This window comes from Sphingosinicella sp. (assembly GCF_013911755.1).
Classification (GTDB): Bacteria; Pseudomonadota; Alphaproteobacteria; order Sphingomonadales; family Sphingomonadaceae; genus Sphingosinicella.
The window spans coordinates 21,856-38,139 of record NZ_JACESP010000031.1 but is presented as its reverse complement, the minus strand read 5'-3'; the positions used below and the strand labels follow the sequence as shown (position 1 = coordinate 38,139).

The window sequence follows — 16,284 nt, the reverse complement described above, 5'->3', positions numbered from 1 at the left end:
CCTTGGCGCTGCGGGTCGGCGACAGGTAGAAATCGATCGTGTCGCCCCGCTTGTCGACTGCCCGGTACAGGTAGGTCCACTTGCCCCGCACCTTGACGTAGGTTTCATCCAGGCGCCAGCTCGGATCAAAGCCACGCCGCCAGAACCAGCGCAGCCGCTTCTCCATCTCCGGGGCGTAGCACTGGACCCAGCGATAGATCGTCGTATGGTCGACCGAAATGCCGCGTTCCGCCAGCATTTCCTCAAGGTCGCGATAGCTGATCGGATAGCGACAATACCAGCGCACCGCCCACAGGATCACATCACCCTGGAAATGGCGCCACTTGAAATCCGTCATCGTTCCGTCCGTCCAATCTCCGCCAAGCATGCTCAAGCTTCACGATTTTTGCAACAGAGCCCGTTCACGTTTACTGGCACTGATGCGGACAGCATAGTCCTGATCGCCGGCGGGGTGGGTATCACGCCGATGATGTCGGTTCTGCGCTATCTTACCGACACCGCGTGGGCAGGCGATATTTTCTTCCTCTATGGTGCGCGTTCGACAGAGGAATTCGTGTTCCGCGATGAGATAGAGCGCATGGAGCAGCGCTTCTCCAACCTGCACGTCATTGCCGCGATGGAGCGATCGCCCGGTACCGTGTGGATGGGGCCCACAGGACCGATCACACGGGAAATGTTGACTGCAGCAGTGCCCGACATTACGCGACGCCGCATCCACCTGTGCGGGCCGCCCGGCATGATGGCTGCCATGCGCAAGGAGCTCGCCGAGCTCGGCGTGCCCGAAGCCCAGCTCTACACCGAAGCCTTTGGGCCCGCTTCGCTGCCTCAGGATTCCGCCGAACTCGAGGTCAAGCCCGCGCCGGCGCGGCAGCCGGCATCGCCCTCCGTTGCAGCAACGACGATCACCTTCTCCGTTTCTGGGGTTTCGGCCGCACTGCCTGTGGATCAGACGGTGTTGGAAGCAGCGGAGGGTGCCGGCGTGGAGATCCCCTATGCGTGCCGTGCTGGCGAATGTGGGGTTTGCGTCATCAAGCTCCTCGCCGGTGATGTGACCATGGACGTAGAGTCAGGTCTCGCCGCTTCTGACAAGGCCGACGGCTATATCCTGGCGTGCCAGGCCAAGAGCACCGGCCAACCGCTCGTCGTGGAAGCCTGATGCGGGAGCGCGGCGACATCCTTATGGGGCTTCTGGTCGGCTTCCTCCTTGTCTTCCCGCTGGGCTATCTCGTGCATGTCTCGCCCCGCTTCCCCGGCAGCCTGGTCGGAGGCCTGACCGGCATTGCCGCGACCGTGCTGATGCTTCTCACGCTGCCCTATGTGGCCGTAAAGCACGTCAAGTGGATCGAACGCGCCTTAACGCGCTACATCAGTAAGCCGACCCTGCTCGCCATTCACGCCTATTCCGGAGTTCTGGCGCCGATCTTCGGGCTGGTGCATGCCGCGCACAAGTTCGAGAGCCCCCTTGGCGTGATGCTGACCGGCGTCCTTCTGTTAACCGTCCTAAGCGGGTTCATCGGCCGCTATCTTCTCGGGCAGATCGCCAGAGCGCTGCGCGGTCGTCGATCTGAGCTTGCCTCTCTTCAGTCGGCCTTTCTCAATCTTCCGGCGCCCCCTCCCGATCTCGCCTCCGAGGTTCCGGTTTCGGGTTGGAAACGCTACTTCTTCGTGTCCGGCAGCATTCCGGCTCCAACATCCTCCGAAAGAAAAGAGGTGCTCGCCGCCGCGTTAGCCGACACCGAATTTGCGATCCGCGCGGAGGAGGCGACCAACGCTCTCTTCGCGAAATGGCGACTGCTGCATATCGTGCTGGGCAGTATCGTTTATGGCCTGCTCGTGGTTCACATCGGTGCGGCGATCTATTTCGGGTTGCGCTGGCTGTGATGCGGAGCAAAGCGCTCCTTGCAGTGTTCGTTTTGGCACTGCTTGCCATGATCACTGCCGTTGCGACCCGTTCGAGCGCTCCGGCGAGCGCAGGTCTGGTTGAGCGTCTGGTGGCGCCAGGCCCGCTGTCTGGCGCGCACCAATCCTTCGCTGCCCAGTGCACGACATGTCATACGCCGTTGAAGGGCGTCGAAAGCAAGACGTGCCTCAGCTGTCATGTGATGACGGATTTCGGAAACAAGCTATCCACGCAATTCCATGCCAAAGCGAAGGAATGCACCTCCTGCCACGTCGAACACGAAGGCGACCAGGGCATCGTCCGCATGAATCATCAGGCGCTGCTCGATCCCAAGGTCTGGCGCCAAGGGCAAAGTTCCACGCCAGTTAGTCCGCACGGCCTGGGTCCCGAAGCCGCTCTTAACTGCGCAAGCTGTCATTCCATCCGCGACCCCCATCTCGGCGCGTTTGGTTCCGATTGTGCGAGCTGCCACACAACGAACAGCTGGCAGATTGCGAACTACCGACACCCGTCGGTAAATTCCACTCAGTGCTCGCAATGTCACAAGGCTCCGCCCAGCCACTACATGGAGCATTTCAGCATGGTGTCGCAGCGTGCGGCCGGAGAGAAAGCACGGGTCGAACAATGTTACGCCTGCCATACGACGGATAGCTTCAACAATATCCGGCGCAGAGGATGGTATGATCACCATTGATGCGGACTGGCTGGACGGGTTCTTCAGGCTTGCCGTCGTCATTCTTGAATTGGCCGGCACGTTGACGATCCTGACCGGTGCGACGTTGGCAACCATCCTGTTCGCCAACCGTGCGCTCCGCGGCGATCGAACGGCTGCCTATGGCTCGTTTCGGTCCGCGCTGGGTCGAAGCATTCTCCTGGGTCTGGAATTCCTGGTCGCCGGCGACATCGTGAAATCACTGGTGATCAATCCAACGCTGGACGACCTGATCGTACTCGCGGGTCTTGTGCTCGTCCGCACCTTCCTCAGCATTTCGCTCGGCGTCGAGATCAATGGGCATTGGCCGTGGGAGGACACGCGCATGGCACGGGACAAGCAGGGCAAGGGTCCATGCGAAGCAGCGCGGCGTGATCCTTGACCAATTTGCGGGGGCGGGGCTGCGGTTATGAATAAGATATCGGAGGCACATCATGATTGAACGACGAGGCGTATTGGGAGGCGGCGCCGCACTAGCGATAGGCGCTGCCCTGGCGCGACCGGCGGCCGGGCAACAGCATCAGATGACAAACATGGAAAACTCTATGGAAGACTGCATCGACCTGTGCATCGCTTCACATCGAATGTGTCTCACGACAGTAAATTATGCGATGAAGCGGGGAGGGGCGCTTGCTTCGCCCGCGATGTTGGCGATGCTCGCGGACTGCGCAGAACTGTGCCAGACCACGGCGAATTCCATGCTGCGCGGATCGCCTCTCCACCAGGTCCTTTGCCAGGCCTGTGCCGAAGCCTGTGCACGTTGCGCGGACGAGTGCTCGCACCATCAGGCCGACCAGCAGATGGTCCGCTGTGCCCAGACTTGCCGAACCTGCGCAGAGGGTTGCCGCACCATGGGGGCGATGGGCCATTGAAGCGCGGTTCGATTCGTAACTTACGTATTCAGCCCGCGCATCCGTGGTGGCATTCGGGATTGAAGCACTCGGCAAGCCGACAACGGCTTACGCGCGCCGTAGACAAAAATGGAGAACTCGAAATGCGCAGGATTACGACCTTCACGGCAGCTGCTGGCATACTGATGCTTGGTACAGTGGCGGCGTTCGCGGATGAGCCACCAAAGGCGGCGCAAGCCGCAAAACCCGCAGCGCCCCCGCCCGCCCAAAGCCATGCGCACAAGCAAGGAATGGAGCACGGTGGTCAGGACATGCACGACCGGATGATGAAGGACCATCGGGAAGGTATGCAGAACATGCCGAATCACTCTGGCTCGTCGGGAAGCGCGAACGGACCCAGTCAGCCTGCTCATGCAGCCCCCCCTCCCAAGGCAAGCGGCAGTGGATGCTGCATGGACAAGGACATGGGCAAGCCCATGAAGCCTGCCGATAAGCCGATGCCCATGAACCACATGTGAGAATTCAGCCCCCGCCCCATCCCCCCCGCCGGGCTGATGGCCCGCCGCAGCGTTGTGGCGGGCCAATTCCTTGTCGGATCTGAGAGACACTTATCTCGAGGTTCTTGCGGCCGGATCGATGTGCAGCACCACTTGTGGTCAATGGAGGCGGGCGGCAGACCGAGCCCTGTCAGTTCCCCGCAAGGAAGCCGTAGACTTATGGTACAAGCATGACAGCTGCTGGTGCTGCCGAGCAGGCAAATATCGACTGTTCGTGTGTAACTCTTAACATTGATGACCTGGGATATCGGCTTGACTTGGCAGTTGGTCGCGCCGGGTTCGGCGCGTCGCTAATGAAAACGCATCCGCATTTGTTTGCGGCATCGCCCGTTTTTATGGCCGCTCCGACACTGGCTGACATGAAGCGGGTCGTCGATGCCGTCGAGGCAGTCGTGCGCATTCCTGGCTACCGGGAGGTCGTGCTGGGCTGTGGACTGCCTTGAGAAACTTGGTCCAATTCTGGAGAGAGCCCTGCGGGGCATGAGAATTGGAGAATAGTATGGGACGTCAGCGATTTACGCCGGAGCAGATCATCGCGAAGCTGCGTGAGGTGGATGTGATTGTCGGTCGAGGCGGGACCGCCGTCGAGGCTTGTCGGCAGATCGGGATTGCCGAACAGACGCTGTATAGGTGGCGTAAGGAATATGGCGGCCTGAAGGTCGACCAGGTGCGTCGGCTGAAAGATCTGGAGCGAGAAAATGCGCAGCTGAAGAAGCTGGTCGCGGATTTGGCGCTGGACAAGGCGATCCTGCAAGAGGCGTCGAAGCTGACTTTTTGAGTCCCTCCCGTCGCCGTGAAGCGATCGAGCAGGTCCGCCGGGTTCTTCCGGTATCGGAGCGGCGGACCTGCCGTGTTCTGGTTCAGCATCGTTCAACGCAGCGACATCGTCCCAAGGACGATGCCGACGAACGGGATCTGACGGCCGACATCATCGCGCTGGCTAGGGATTATGGCCGGTACGGCTATCGCCGTATCCATGCCTTGCTCGGCCATGCAGGCTGGCAGGTCAGCTTGTCGGTAGTGGAACGCATCTGGCGGCGGGAGGGTCTTAAAGTGCCGAAGAGGCAACCGAAACGACGTCGGCTCTGGCTGGGCGATGGGTCGTGCATAAGGTTGCGGCCACAGCATCGCGGGCATGTGTGGTCTTACGACTTCGTCGAGGATAAGACGCGCAACGGACGCAAGTTCCGGATGCTCAATATCATCGACGAGTTCAGCCGCGAATGTCTGGCGATGGTGCCGCTGCGACGGTTCCGGTCCAACGACGTGATCGACGTGTTGGCCGACCTGTTCATCGAGCATGGGCCGCCTGAACATATCCGGTCCGATAATGGTCCCGAGTTCGTTGCCCATGCGGTGCGCGAATGGTTGGGCAGGCTCGGCGTCACCACACTCTACATCGAGCCGGGAAGCCCCTGGGAGAATGGCTATATCGAGAGCTTCAACGCCCGTCTGCGTGACGAACTGCTCAATGGCGAGATCTTCTACAGCCTTGAGGAAGTCCGCTGTGTCACCGGCTGGTGGCGCGATCATTACAACCGACTGCGCCCGCACAGCAGCCTTGGCTACCGCCCTCCAGCTCCGGAAACGATTAAGATGCCAGCCTGGCCGCTCGGCTCCGCTACGCTCCGCCTCCCGCCCAAGCTGGCATCAGAAATCCAGATCAGCTAACTATGCAACCGGACCAATCATCGCGGGCAGTCCACGTTCCCGGGTTCATTCCGCGCCTGGGACGCGTGCACTCCTGATGAAGGCACTGCACCACACCGGGGGCATGCGGTGGGCGCGCAATATACTTCTGACCACCGGCGCGCCGATGGCCATCCAGCTCACAAGAAGGACCAAAGGATGAATCAGCCTGGCGCACACCACCATCATCATCAGCGTGAAACGGATGCGGTTGGGACTGGGGCCGCTCTTGTCCAAGCATCCGGTTCTACCCATGCCGATCATGCCGGCGGCCACGATCATGGCGCGATGATCGCCGATTACCGGCGTCGCTTTTGGGTGACTTTAGTCCTGACGCCGCCCGTGCTGCTCTTGTCGCCAATGATTCAGCATTGGCTCGGCCTTGCCGGGACCATCGTCTTTCCCGGCGATGGGCTTTTGCTCTTCGCGCTCTCCACCATCGTCTATGTCTATGGCGGCTGGCCGTTCCTGACGGGCTTCGTCTCCGAGCTGCGCAAGAAGCAGCCCGGTATGATGACCCTGATCGCGCTAGCGATCTCGGCCGCCTATTTCTTCTCCGCGGCCGTCACCTTCGGCTTCCCGGGCGAAGCTTTCTATTGGGAGCTGGTTACGCTGATCGGCATCATGCTGCTCGGCCACTGGATCGAGATGCGCTCGGTCATGGGTGCTTCGAGAGCGCTAGAGGAATTGGTACGCCTCTTGCCGGATGTGGCGACCCGCATCGACGCCAACGGCTCCACCCACGACGTCCCCATAGCGGCGCTCGCGCCCGGCGACCGCGTGCTTGTGCGTCCCGGCGCCAAGGTGCCGGTCGACGGCGTGATTATCGAGGGCGTCTCCGGGTTCAATGAAGCGATGTTGACGGGCGAGTCCAAACCGGTCTCCAAGGGTGTCGGCGAAGCGGCGATCGGCGGTGCCATCAACGGCGCCGGGGCCGTTACGATCGAGGTGACCGCCACCGGCGACAAGACCTATCTCGCTCAGGTCATTGACCTGGTGAGGAAGGCACAGGCGACCCGGTCGCGTACCCAGGACCTCGCCAACCGCGCCGCCGCCTGGCTCACCTATATCGCGCTCGTGGTCGGCATCGGCACGCTAGTTGTCTGGCTGCTGCTCGGCCAGACAACCAGCTTCGCCATCGAGCGAATGGTGACGGTGATGGTGGTTGCTTGCCCTCACGCTCTCGGGCTCGCCGTGCCGCTGGTAGTTGCGGTCAGCACATCGCTCAGCGCCGGCAATGGCCTCCTCATCCGCGACCGCGCCGCGTTCGAGCGTGCCCGCAATCTCAACGCAGTCGTGTTCGACAAGACGGGCACCCTGACTGAGGGCCGGTTCGGAGTCAGCGACATCGTTCTGATCGGCGAAGGGGATGAAAATTTGGAGCTCGCGTTCGCAGCGGCGGCTGAAAGCCAGTCCGAACATCCGATTGCGCACGGCATCGTCGCGGAAGCGAAGGATCGAGGCCTCAGCTGGCCGAAGGCGAGCGAGGTGCGCAACATCACCGGCGAAGGGATCGTGGCGAATGTCGATGGAGAAGATATCCGCATCGTCAGCCCCGGTCATCTCTCTCGCACCAGCAAGGAAATCTCCCATCCACGTCTAAAGAAGCTCGAGAATCAGGGTAAAACCGTTGTCGTCCTGGTGCGCGGCGGCGCGCCACGCGCTCTGTTCGCGCTCGCCGACATCGTGCGACCGGAATCGAAGCAGGCGATCACCGAGCTCAAATCGCTCGGCATTGACTCGATCATGCTCACCGGTGACGCGCGCGGCGTCGCCCAGGCGGTTTCGGAAGAACTGGGCATCACGGAATATTTCGCGGAGGTTCTGCCCAACGAGAAGTCGGAGAAGATCGAGGAGCTGCAATCGCGCGGCCTTGCAGTCGCGATGGTGGGCGACGGCGTGAACGACGCCCCCGCGCTGGTGGTCGCTGATCTCGGCATCGCGATCGGCGCGGGAACCGACGTGGCGGTGGAATCCGCAGACATCGTCCTGGTGCGCAGCGACCCGAGCGACGTCGTGGCCATCATCGGCCTGTCGCGAGCCACCTATCGCAAGATGGTGCAGAACCTTCTGTGGGCAACCGGCTACAACACGGTCGCGATCCCGATGGCGGCGGGGATCACGTTCGGCACCGGCTTTCTGATGACGCCGGCGGTGGCGGCCGCGCTGATGTCGGTGAGCACAGTCATCGTCGCCCTCAATGCGCAGTTGCTGCGCTTCTACAGAGGGCGGCGGGGAGCAGAGGCGTGATCAGATGCGTGTGATTTTTCCCCTGACGGGCAATGAAGCCTTCGCCCAGGCGATTGCCGAAGTCGGCGGCTTCGAGCTGGGCGTTCTTGAGACGCGGCGTTTCCCCGACGGCGAGAGCTATGTGCGCCTGCTAACCGATGTCCGCGGCAAGTGTGTAGATCTGGTCTGTAGCCTCGCGAACCCGGACCAAGGCTTCCTCGGTCTGGTGTTTACCGCGGACGCGGCCCGCGACCTTGGCGCGAGCGAGGTCACGCTGGTTGCGCCCTATCTCTCCTATATGCGGCAGGACCGCCGCTTCCAGCCTGGCGAAGCGATCTCCTCGAGGAGCTTCGCGCGTCTCGTTTCGGCCACGTTCGACCGGCTGGTAACGGTCGATCCGCATCTGCATCGCTATCCGGCGCTGTCATCGCTCTACACGATCCCAGATATCACGCTGCAAGCTGCACCCGCGCTCGCCGACTGGATCGCGGCAAATGTCGAGGCGCCCCTTCTGATCGGCCCCGATGAGGAGAGCGAACAGTGGGTCTCGGCGATCGCGGCGCGCGTCGGCGCTCCGTTCACGGTGCTCAGAAAGGTCCGGCACGGCGATCGCCGCGTCGATGTAGAGATTCCCGATCTCGGCGCGTGGCGCGGGCGTCAGCCGGTGCTCGCCGACGATATCGCCTCGTCGGGCCGCACGATGATCGAAGCGGCAAGCAAGCTGGCGCTTCAAGGGTTCACCAAGCCGGTCTGCGCCGTCATTCATGCCATCTTCGCCGAGGATTCCTATGAGCGCCTTGCCACTCTTTCGAGCCGCATCGTCTCGTCCGATGCGGTGCCACATCCGACGAACGCGATCGGCCTCGCGCCGCTTGTCGCCCGCGCGCTCGCGCAAGCCCATGTGGGCACAGCAAACCTCATTCGCCATCGTCGACCGCCCGAGCCCCTCGACAAGGTCGACCGCGCGGGTTTCGACTCCTTCCCCGCCAGCGACCCGCCGCCCTGGACGGCAGGCTGATCCGTCACGCTCATCCTGACAATGACAAGAACAGGCGACGATGACCCAATCAGATACCTTTGAAACGTGGCGCAAGGGTTTCCGCGCCATGCTGTCCGCCATTTGCTCAACCTGGCCGCCTCTCGCCGAAAGCGCCGCGCGGCTGCTCGGTCGGTCCCGCAATGAGTTTCTCTCTCCCGCCGAATGCGCTGCCATCAATGGTCGCGGCGATTCCTACGACCTCATCACGCCCCCGCCGGCGAACTCAAAGGCTGCATTATGCTCACCATGACCTCGCTTGGCGCCGCCGGAACCGTCACCGGTTCGAAGCATCTGCTGGAGCACGACGGCAAGCGCATCCTGATCGACTGCGGCCTGTTTCAGGGCATGAAAAATCTGCGCGAACTCAATTGGGAGCCGCTACCGGTCCCGCCCGCCAGCATCAATGCAGTCATTCTCACCCATGCCCATCTCGACCATTCCGGCTATCTGCCGCGCCTCGTGCGCGACGGCTTTCGCGGTCGCATTTATGCGACCGCGGCAACGCGCGACGTGGCCGCGCTCATTCTCAAGGACAGCGGCTATCTCAACGAAAAGGACGCCGATTTCCTCAACCGCATCGGGGCCACGCGGCACAAGCCGGCGTTGCCGCTCTATGGCGTGCGCGATGCCGAGCGTGCGATCGAGTCCTTTACGCCGGTTCAGTTCTCCAAATCCACCGAACTTCCGGGCGGCGCGAGGGTCACCTTTCGCCATGCCGGGCACATCCTCGGCGCCGCGACAGCCGATATCGAATGGGGCGGCCAGCGTATCGTCTTCTCCGGCGATCTCGGTCGCTATTCCGATCCCTTCATGCTGGACCCGGAGGCGGTCGCCCAAGCCGACTACGTCGTGATCGAGTCGACCTATGGCAACCGCATTCATGACCCGACCGACGCCGCCGAAGCGCTGGGCGCAGTCGTCGAACGCACCGTCCGCCGCGGCGGGACGGTCATCATCCCGGCCTTCGCTGTCGGACGTGCGCAGGCACTTCTCTACTATCTCTGGAAGTTGCGGGAAGCGGGCCGACTGAAGAACGTGCCGATCTATCTGGACAGCCCGATGGCCATCAGTGCGTCCGACTTGCTATGCGAACATCTCGGCGATCATCGACTGACGCCACAGGTTTGCCGCGACGCCTGCGATATCGCGACCTATACGCGCGAGGTCGAGCAATCGAAGGCAATCACCGCCAGCCCCTATCCCAAGATCGTCATTTCTGCGAGCGGCATGGCGACCGGCGGCCGCGTGCTTCATCACCTCAAAGCGTCCGCGCCCGATCAAAAGAACACTATCCTTTTCTCCGGCTTTCAGGCTGCGGGAACGCGCGGTCGCGCGATGCTCGAAGGTGCGCGCGAGATAAAAATCCATGGCCAGTGGGTTCCGATCGAGGCGGAAGTCGCTGATCTGCCAATGCTTTCGGCTCATGCGGATGCCAATGAGCTGATGCGCTGGCTTTCGGGATTTCAGCGTCCGCCGAAGCGCGTCTTCATCGTGCACGGCGAGGCGCAGGCCTCGGAGGCGCTGCGCTCACGCATCGACCAGGAGCTTGGATGGGATGCCGTCGTTCCGCGCCAGGCGCAGATGTTCGAACTATGACGAGGCCCGATCCCGGCGCTATTGTCCAGCCGACGTTGCGTGCACGGCGCCTCGGTCTCCACACGCAGCACCAGCCGGTCGTCCTCATGCGCACGGACTGCCACGTCTGTCTCGCCGAGGGACTGGCCGGGCGGCCCCAGGTGTTGCTTTCGGCCGCGGGCCGGGAGGTGCGGGCTGCGCTCTTTCAGGTCGAAGGGAACAGCTTGCTCGGGCCGGATGAGGCCGCCCTTTCGGAAACCGCCTGGGAAATGCTCGGTGTCACCGAAGGCGCTCCGATAGCAGTCACGCATGCGCCGGCGCTCGAGTCGCTCGCCAGTGTGCGCAGCCGCATCTACGGGCATCGCCTCAATGCAGCTGCATTCGCCTCCATCGTCGGCGATGTCGCAACCGCGCGCTACACCGACGTGCACCTCGCCGCCTTCCTGACCGCGAGCGCAGTGCTGCCGCTCGACGAGGAGGAAACAATCGACCTCACCGCAGCGATGATCGGGGTCGGCGACCGCCTGTCATGGGATGCCCCGGTCGTGGTCGACAAGCATTGTGTCGGCGGCCTGCCGGGCAATCGCACCACACCGCTCGTCGTGGCCATTGTTGCTGCGAACGGCCTCATCATGCCGAAAACCTCATCGCGCGCGATTACATCGCCTGCCGGGACCGCCGACACGATGGAGACGCTCGCGCCGGTCGATCTTGATATTGCCGCGCTGAAGCGCGTCGTCGAGCAGGAAGGCGGCTGCATCGTCTGGGGTGGCGCGATCCACCTCAGCCCGGCCGACGACAAGTTCGTGCGGATCGAGCGCGAGCTCGACATCGACACCGAGGGCCAGCTCATCGCCTCGGTCCTGTCGAAGAAGATCGCTGCAGGCTCGACCCATGTGGTCATCGACATTCCGGTGGGGCCGACCGCCAAGGTGCGTAGCGAAGAGAATGCACGGCACCTTGCCGAGCGCATGCGCATGGTGGCCGAGCGCTCAGGCTTGGAGGCGCGCTGCCTGCTCACCGATGGCACCCAGCCCGTCGGGCGCGGCATCGGACCCGCACTGGAAGCACGCGACCTGCTTGCGGTGCTGCGCAATGCGCCCGGGGCGCCGGACGATCTGCGCCGCCGCGCCGCATCGCTTGCCGGCGTGGCGCTTGAGATTGGTGGCAAGTCTGAACCGGGCAAGGGCGCGGCTCTCGCGCTCAAGACATTGGCGGATGGACGCGCCTGGACCAAGTTCCAGGCGATCTGCGAGGCTCAGGGCGGCATGCGCGCGCCTCCGCTGGCCGCGCAGACCCACCCCATCGTCGCCGACCGCGCGGGGCGCGTCGTCCATATCGACAATCGCAAGCTGGCGCGCCTTGCCAAGCTGGCCGGGGCTCCGGACGTCAAGGCCGCGGGCATCTTCATGGAGGCTCGTCTCGGTCAGGATGTGGAGCGGGGCCAACCGCTGCTGCACGTCCATGCCGAGACCGCCGGAGAGCTCGCTTACGCGCTCGATTATGCCGTAGCTGCGGGTGACATCATTCGGGTAGAAACATGAGAGAGACGACCCGAACCTATAGTGGGAGCATGACAAAGATGACCCAGCACGATCCAGTTCGTGTCGCGATCAACGGCTACGGTGTTATCGGCAAGCGGGTGGCAACCGCCGTTTTGGCGCAGAAGGACATGCGGCTTGCCGGAGTGGTGGACATTGCCACGGACTGGCGGCTGCGCCCGCTTGAAGAGCAGGGAATCGATCTTTACGCAGCCTCGTCCGAACATGCCCAGACGATGCGGGGCGCTGGCTTCACCATCGCCGGTACGCTCGACGCGCTCCTCGGACAGGTCGATGTGGTGGTGGACTGTACGCCCAAACGCATCGCCGCGCAGAATGCAGAGATCTATCGGGCAAACGGCCGCAAGTTTATCGTTCATGGTGGTGAGAAGCACGATGTCACGGGACACTCCTTCGTCGCTGAGGTTTCGTTCGACAGCGCGGCAGGACGAGCGGCGACGCGGGTGGTATCCTGCAACACGACCTCGATCGTGCGCACTCTGACAGCGCTCAAACGGGCAGGGCTCCTGAAGCGTGCTCGCGGCACTCTCCTACGACGGGCCACCGACCCGTGGGAAAGTCACTTGGGCGGCATCATGAACACTCTCGTCCCCGAACCTGACATCCCCAGTCACCAGGGGCCGGATGCTCAAAGCGTGGATCCCCAGCTCGATGTCGTGACGATGGCGGTCAAAGTTCCCCAAACGTTGGCGCATCTTCACTATTGGTCGGTACTGTTGACCCGGAACGCGAGCAAGGAAGAGGTGCTCGACGCGTTTCGGGCTTCGTCCCGCATTGCCCTGATCCGAGCCGGCGATGGCCTCGCCGCGATCAATACGGTCAAGGAACTGATGGCCGACCTCGGCCGACCACACGACAATCTTTATGAGGTCGCGTTGTGGGAGGACATGCTCAAGGTAGAGGGCGACGAGCTGTTCTATGCCTATATGGTCGACAACCAGGCCATCGTCATTCCCGACACGATCGATGCCATCAGAGCACTGACGGGCCTAGCGAGGACTGCCGAAGACTCGATAGCGCAAACGAATGAGACGCTTGGCATCCGCGCTGCGTTCTGCTGACAAAGACAAGCCATTTTCTAGCTCGCAAAACTCGGAGTAAGCGGATCTCGACCAATGAAGGGCTGCTTCTGCTGCACGGGGTCGTGGCCATAGCTCCATCCCACTCATTCCACCAACACAAGCTCACCTTGTGCGGACGGAAGCGGCTTTGGCTGGATCGCTGACAGCAGGCGCAGAGCATCGCCAATCAACGTATAGACCGCGTGACGCTGGCCGCCGCGGTTGTGGTGATCAATCCGGTAACCCTGGTAATGCCGGTCCAAGAGGCCCGCACTCACCAATTCCGATACCGCGCGGCTGAGGTTGCTCTTTCCCGCCGTTCGCACCCGAGCGCGCGCCTCCGCCTCGATTGCTTGCCGCCTTGCCGCATCGCCATCCGGTAGGAGGCCGCGCTCGTCGAGGTCGATCCGAACCCGCTCAAAGAGCGCTGCGGCGCGCGGACCACGTTGGGCCATGGGCCTAAGGGCGTCACACAGCCAGTCGCGCAAGGAGATAAGCTCCGTCCCGCGCTTGATCCAGGGGCCGGCCCTTCCGTCTGGCCTCGCGACCTGTGCGATCAGGTTGAGGACCATGAACGCATAACGGGGCCGGCTCGATGCGCTTGCCAACCTCTCGAGCACGACCGCGACATCACAGCCACTAGAAGGTTCAAGAGGCTTGGCTGTTTGAAACATAACATGGTGGAATCAAGCACAAAGCAGGATCAATGTGAATCCCAAATCGGCGATCGCTGCCGGATTGTCGGTCATGACACTTTGCCCACCGGTAAAGTGTCGCAGGCGATCCATTCTGAGCACAAATTGTTGCGAATCGTTCTCATTTCGTCTTGATAATCACGGCGCTCGCCGCTTAGGCCTCGACGGGGAGACCTCTCGCAGACGACCTATCACCCTCTATGGCGAAAAGTATTAAAGACTGCGGCCGCCTTGATGATCTTACGCGCTTTGCAACAGAATGTGGGCGCGCTGGAAACCTCGGCGAATTGCATGGCACGATCGATGCGGCTGCGCGCGAATTCGGCTTCCGCTGGTTCACGCTGCTTCATAACGTCGACCTTAGGCGAGGAGGCGAGGAAACATTGTTTCTCACGACCTATCCCTCGCCCTGGCTCGAAGAAGTGCTCGAAGAGCGCCATTATCTGGAAGATCCCATCCATGCGGCATGCGCCCGTACCCCGTCGGGGCTCGCCTGGGACCGGATCGGCGAAGTGCTGGAGCTTACGCCGCGCCAGCGAAGCATCCTCGAACGCGCCAGGGACCATGACCTTGCGTCAGGCTACAGTTTGCCGATCCGGACCCCGGGCGAACCCGAAGCCATCTTCACCGCTGCCCGATCTGTCGACGAGCCACTCAGCGCAGAGGAGATATTGACCGCTCGTCTGCTGGGCTCGGTCGCTTATGATCGTGCCCGCGAGCTGCTGGGCGAGGCAGCGAAGACATTGGCCCACGTCCCGCTCAGCCCGCGACAGGTCGAATGCATAGCGCTGGTCGCGCAAGGGAAAAGCGACTGGGAGATCGGCCAGATCCTTGGTCTGAGCCGCGACACCGTGCACGAATATGTTGAATCGGCCCGCAGGCGCTATGGCGTGCGACGACGCACGCAGCTGGTGCTGCGCGCGGTTCGCGATGGTCATCTCAACATGGAAGCGCTTCTCTGAGCTCGCCGGCCGAGTGATGATCGGGCTTGGGCAAGTTCAGGATTTTTGCGCTGTCGCTGGCGTGATCAGGGACAGCGCAGCCTTGTCGGACCTGATGGCCGAGATCACGAAGGCTATGGGCTTCCGGCACTATGCCCTGGTCCATCATGTCGACCTAAAGCCCGCTGCCCGCTCGGTCCACATCATCGACTATCCGCCAGACTGGGTGGACCGCTTCCAGGCGAGGCGCCTCTATGCAAGCGACCCGATCCACCGCGCCAGCCATCGCACCAATGTGGGCTTTGCCTGGTCGGCGGTTCAGTCGATCATCTCTCTGACGGCCGCCGATCGCTCGATCCTGGCAGAAGCGTACGAGGCCGGGCTGGGCGACGGCTTCACCGTTCCGGCCCATATACCCGGCGAGCTCAATGGATCCTGTTCCTTCGCGATGGCGGCGGGCGAGATGCTCGACCATCGGCAACTGCCGCTCGTGCAGCTCGTCGGCAGCTTCGCGTTCGAAGCGGCACGCAAGATTTCCCGGATCCACGCGCCGCAATCCGAATGTCCGAGCCTGACCGAACGGCAGGCCGAATGCGTGGCGCTGGTCGCGCGGGGCAAGACCGACTGGGAAATCAGCCAGATCCTCGGCATCGGCCAGGAAACAGTGATCCAGCATGTGAAGGATGCGCGCGACCGCTACGGTGTCACCAGGCGCACCCTACTTGCCATTCGTGCCTTGTTCGACGGGCAAATCAGCTTCGCCGATGTGTTCGGCCGATGATCTCCCCAGAACTGGGGATAACGCAAGAAAGCCGCCTCTGATCGACTGACGGTCCTCAAAAAGGAGGCTGTCATGCACATAGAGACCGGCTTTTCACAAGCCATGGAACATCACCTGTTTCGCGCCATGTTCGAGGAGCGTAAGCGGGTGTTCGTCGATCTTCTGCGCTGGAATGTGCCGGTCGTCGCTGGCCGTTATGAAGTCGATCAGTTCGACGATGATCGCGCTATCTATATCGTCATAACCGGGGACGATGGCGACCACCGGGCATCTGCACGGCTCCTGCCCACGACGCACGATCATATTCTCGGCACGATATTCCCAAACCTTTGCAAAGAGGCGCCGCCTCGTGGCGCCGCCATTCTGGAGATCACCCGCTTCTGCCTTGCGCGCAAATTACGCGCCCGAGAACGTCTCGAGGTCCGCAATCAGCTGGTCACGGCGCTCGTTGAATATGCCCTTGCCCATCAGATCCGTAGCTTCACAGGGGTCGCGGAGTGGGTATGGTTCCAGCAAATCCTGAGTTTCGGCTGGATCTGCCGACCATTGGGTCTTCCCACGTCCGAGGAGGGGCGAAGCCTCGTCGCCTTGCAAATCGATGTGGACGACCAAACGCGCGAGCAGCTGCGCGCGAACGGTATTTTGCGCCCCGTCGGCCTTTCCGATCTTGCCGCAGCAGCGTGAGGAGGAAA

General features: G+C 62.3%; 15 protein-coding genes and 2 pseudogenes. 15 read left to right on the top strand and 2 right to left on the bottom strand.

Annotated elements, in window-relative coordinates:
• Positions 1-337, bottom strand: a pseudogene (locus H2052_RS16680) (IS6-like element IS6100 family transposase); the annotation flags it as partial.
• Between the two features lie 63 nt (positions 338-400).
• On the opposite strand from H2052_RS16680, the pseudogene H2052_RS16675 reads away from it, so the two are divergent.
• The 12 genes and pseudogenes from H2052_RS16675 to H2052_RS16620 all read left to right on the top strand — a co-directional run.
• Positions 401-1,156: pseudogene (locus H2052_RS16675) on the top strand (iron-sulfur cluster-binding domain-containing protein); the annotation flags it as partial.
• The gene (locus H2052_RS16670; protein ID WP_010126936.1) at positions 1,156-1,881 is read left to right on the top strand and encodes a hypothetical protein; all 726 of its coding nucleotides are present in this window, start codon (positions 1,156-1,158) and stop codon (positions 1,879-1,881) included. The pseudogene H2052_RS16675 and the gene H2052_RS16670, both read left to right, overlap by 1 nt.
• A gap of 47 nt (positions 1,882-1,928) precedes the next feature.
• The gene (locus tag H2052_RS16665; RefSeq protein ID WP_293784308.1) at positions 1,929-2,594 is read left to right on the top strand and encodes a cytochrome c3 family protein; all 666 of its coding nucleotides are present in this window, start codon (positions 1,929-1,931) and stop codon (positions 2,592-2,594) included.
• Entirely contained in the window at positions 2,581-2,994 is a 414-nt protein-coding gene (locus H2052_RS16660; protein WP_293784305.1) for a DUF1622 domain-containing protein, read from the top strand. Before H2052_RS16665 ends, H2052_RS16660 begins: the two co-directional genes overlap by 14 nt.
• Positions 2,995-3,606: 612 nt before the next feature.
• On the top strand, positions 3,607-3,981 hold the full coding sequence (locus H2052_RS16655; RefSeq protein WP_010126944.1) for a hypothetical protein: 375 nt from the start codon (positions 3,607-3,609) through the stop codon (positions 3,979-3,981).
• A gap of 209 nt (positions 3,982-4,190) precedes the next feature.
• Positions 4,191-4,463, top strand: coding sequence for a hypothetical protein (locus H2052_RS16650; RefSeq protein WP_293784295.1), 273 nt, complete (start codon positions 4,191-4,193; stop codon positions 4,461-4,463).
• Positions 4,464-4,519: 56 nt separating this feature from the next.
• Positions 4,520-5,691 (top strand): IS3 family transposase gene (locus H2052_RS16645; RefSeq protein ID WP_293784292.1). Its coding sequence is split into 2 segments (ribosomal slippage): positions 4,520-4,787 and positions 4,787-5,691, totalling 1,173 coding nucleotides; the frame shifts between segments, so codons are not numbered across the junction.
• A 177-nt stretch (positions 5,692-5,868) separates the two neighbouring features.
• Complete coding sequence (locus H2052_RS16640) at positions 5,869-7,959, top strand: heavy metal translocating P-type ATPase (RefSeq protein ID WP_010123250.1); 2,091 nt, start codon at positions 5,869-5,871, stop codon at positions 7,957-7,959.
• Positions 7,960-7,963: 4 nt separating this feature from the next.
• Complete coding sequence (locus H2052_RS16635; RefSeq protein WP_010123251.1) at positions 7,964-8,956, top strand: ribose-phosphate pyrophosphokinase; 993 nt, start codon at positions 7,964-7,966, stop codon at positions 8,954-8,956.
• A 258-nt stretch (positions 8,957-9,214) separates the two neighbouring features.
• Entirely contained in the window at positions 9,215-10,573 is a 1,359-nt protein-coding gene (locus tag H2052_RS16630; RefSeq protein WP_010123252.1) for an MBL fold metallo-hydrolase, read from the top strand.
• On the top strand, positions 10,570-12,096 hold the full coding sequence (locus tag H2052_RS16625) for a thymidine phosphorylase family protein (RefSeq protein ID WP_010123254.1): 1,527 nt from the start codon (positions 10,570-10,572) through the stop codon (positions 12,094-12,096). Before H2052_RS16630 ends, H2052_RS16625 begins: the two co-directional genes overlap by 4 nt.
• A 38-nt stretch (positions 12,097-12,134) precedes the next feature.
• Positions 12,135-13,175 carry a type II glyceraldehyde-3-phosphate dehydrogenase gene (locus H2052_RS16620; RefSeq protein ID WP_037495007.1) on the top strand — a complete coding sequence of 347 codons (1,041 nt, stop codon included), beginning with the start codon at positions 12,135-12,137 and terminating at the stop codon, positions 13,173-13,175.
• Positions 13,176-13,279: 104 nt separating this feature from the next.
• On the opposite strand, the gene H2052_RS16615 is transcribed toward H2052_RS16620, so the two are convergent.
• Positions 13,280-13,849 carry a hypothetical protein gene (locus H2052_RS16615; RefSeq protein WP_029624233.1) on the bottom strand — a complete coding sequence of 190 codons (570 nt, stop codon included), beginning with the start codon at positions 13,847-13,849 and terminating at the stop codon, positions 13,280-13,282.
• A gap of 221 nt (positions 13,850-14,070) precedes the next feature.
• On the opposite strand from H2052_RS16615, the gene H2052_RS16610 reads away from it, so the two are divergent.
• The 3 genes from H2052_RS16610 to H2052_RS16600 all read left to right on the top strand — a co-directional run bounded on the left by H2052_RS16610 (position 14,071) and on the right by H2052_RS16600 (position 16,276).
• A complete protein-coding gene (locus H2052_RS16610; RefSeq protein WP_293784263.1) occupies positions 14,071-14,832 on the top strand; it encodes a LuxR family transcriptional regulator in 762 nt (253 codons plus the stop codon).
• Positions 14,756-15,592: a LuxR family transcriptional regulator gene (locus H2052_RS16605; RefSeq protein WP_293784260.1), complete on the top strand. Its 837-nt coding sequence runs from the start codon at positions 14,756-14,758 to the stop codon at positions 15,590-15,592. Before H2052_RS16610 ends, H2052_RS16605 begins: the two co-directional genes overlap by 77 nt.
• Positions 15,593-15,664: 72 nt before the next feature.
• On the top strand, positions 15,665-16,276 hold the full coding sequence (locus H2052_RS16600) for an acyl-homoserine-lactone synthase (protein WP_293784257.1): 612 nt from the start codon (positions 15,665-15,667) through the stop codon (positions 16,274-16,276).
• Positions 16,277-16,284 lie beyond the last annotated feature (8 nt).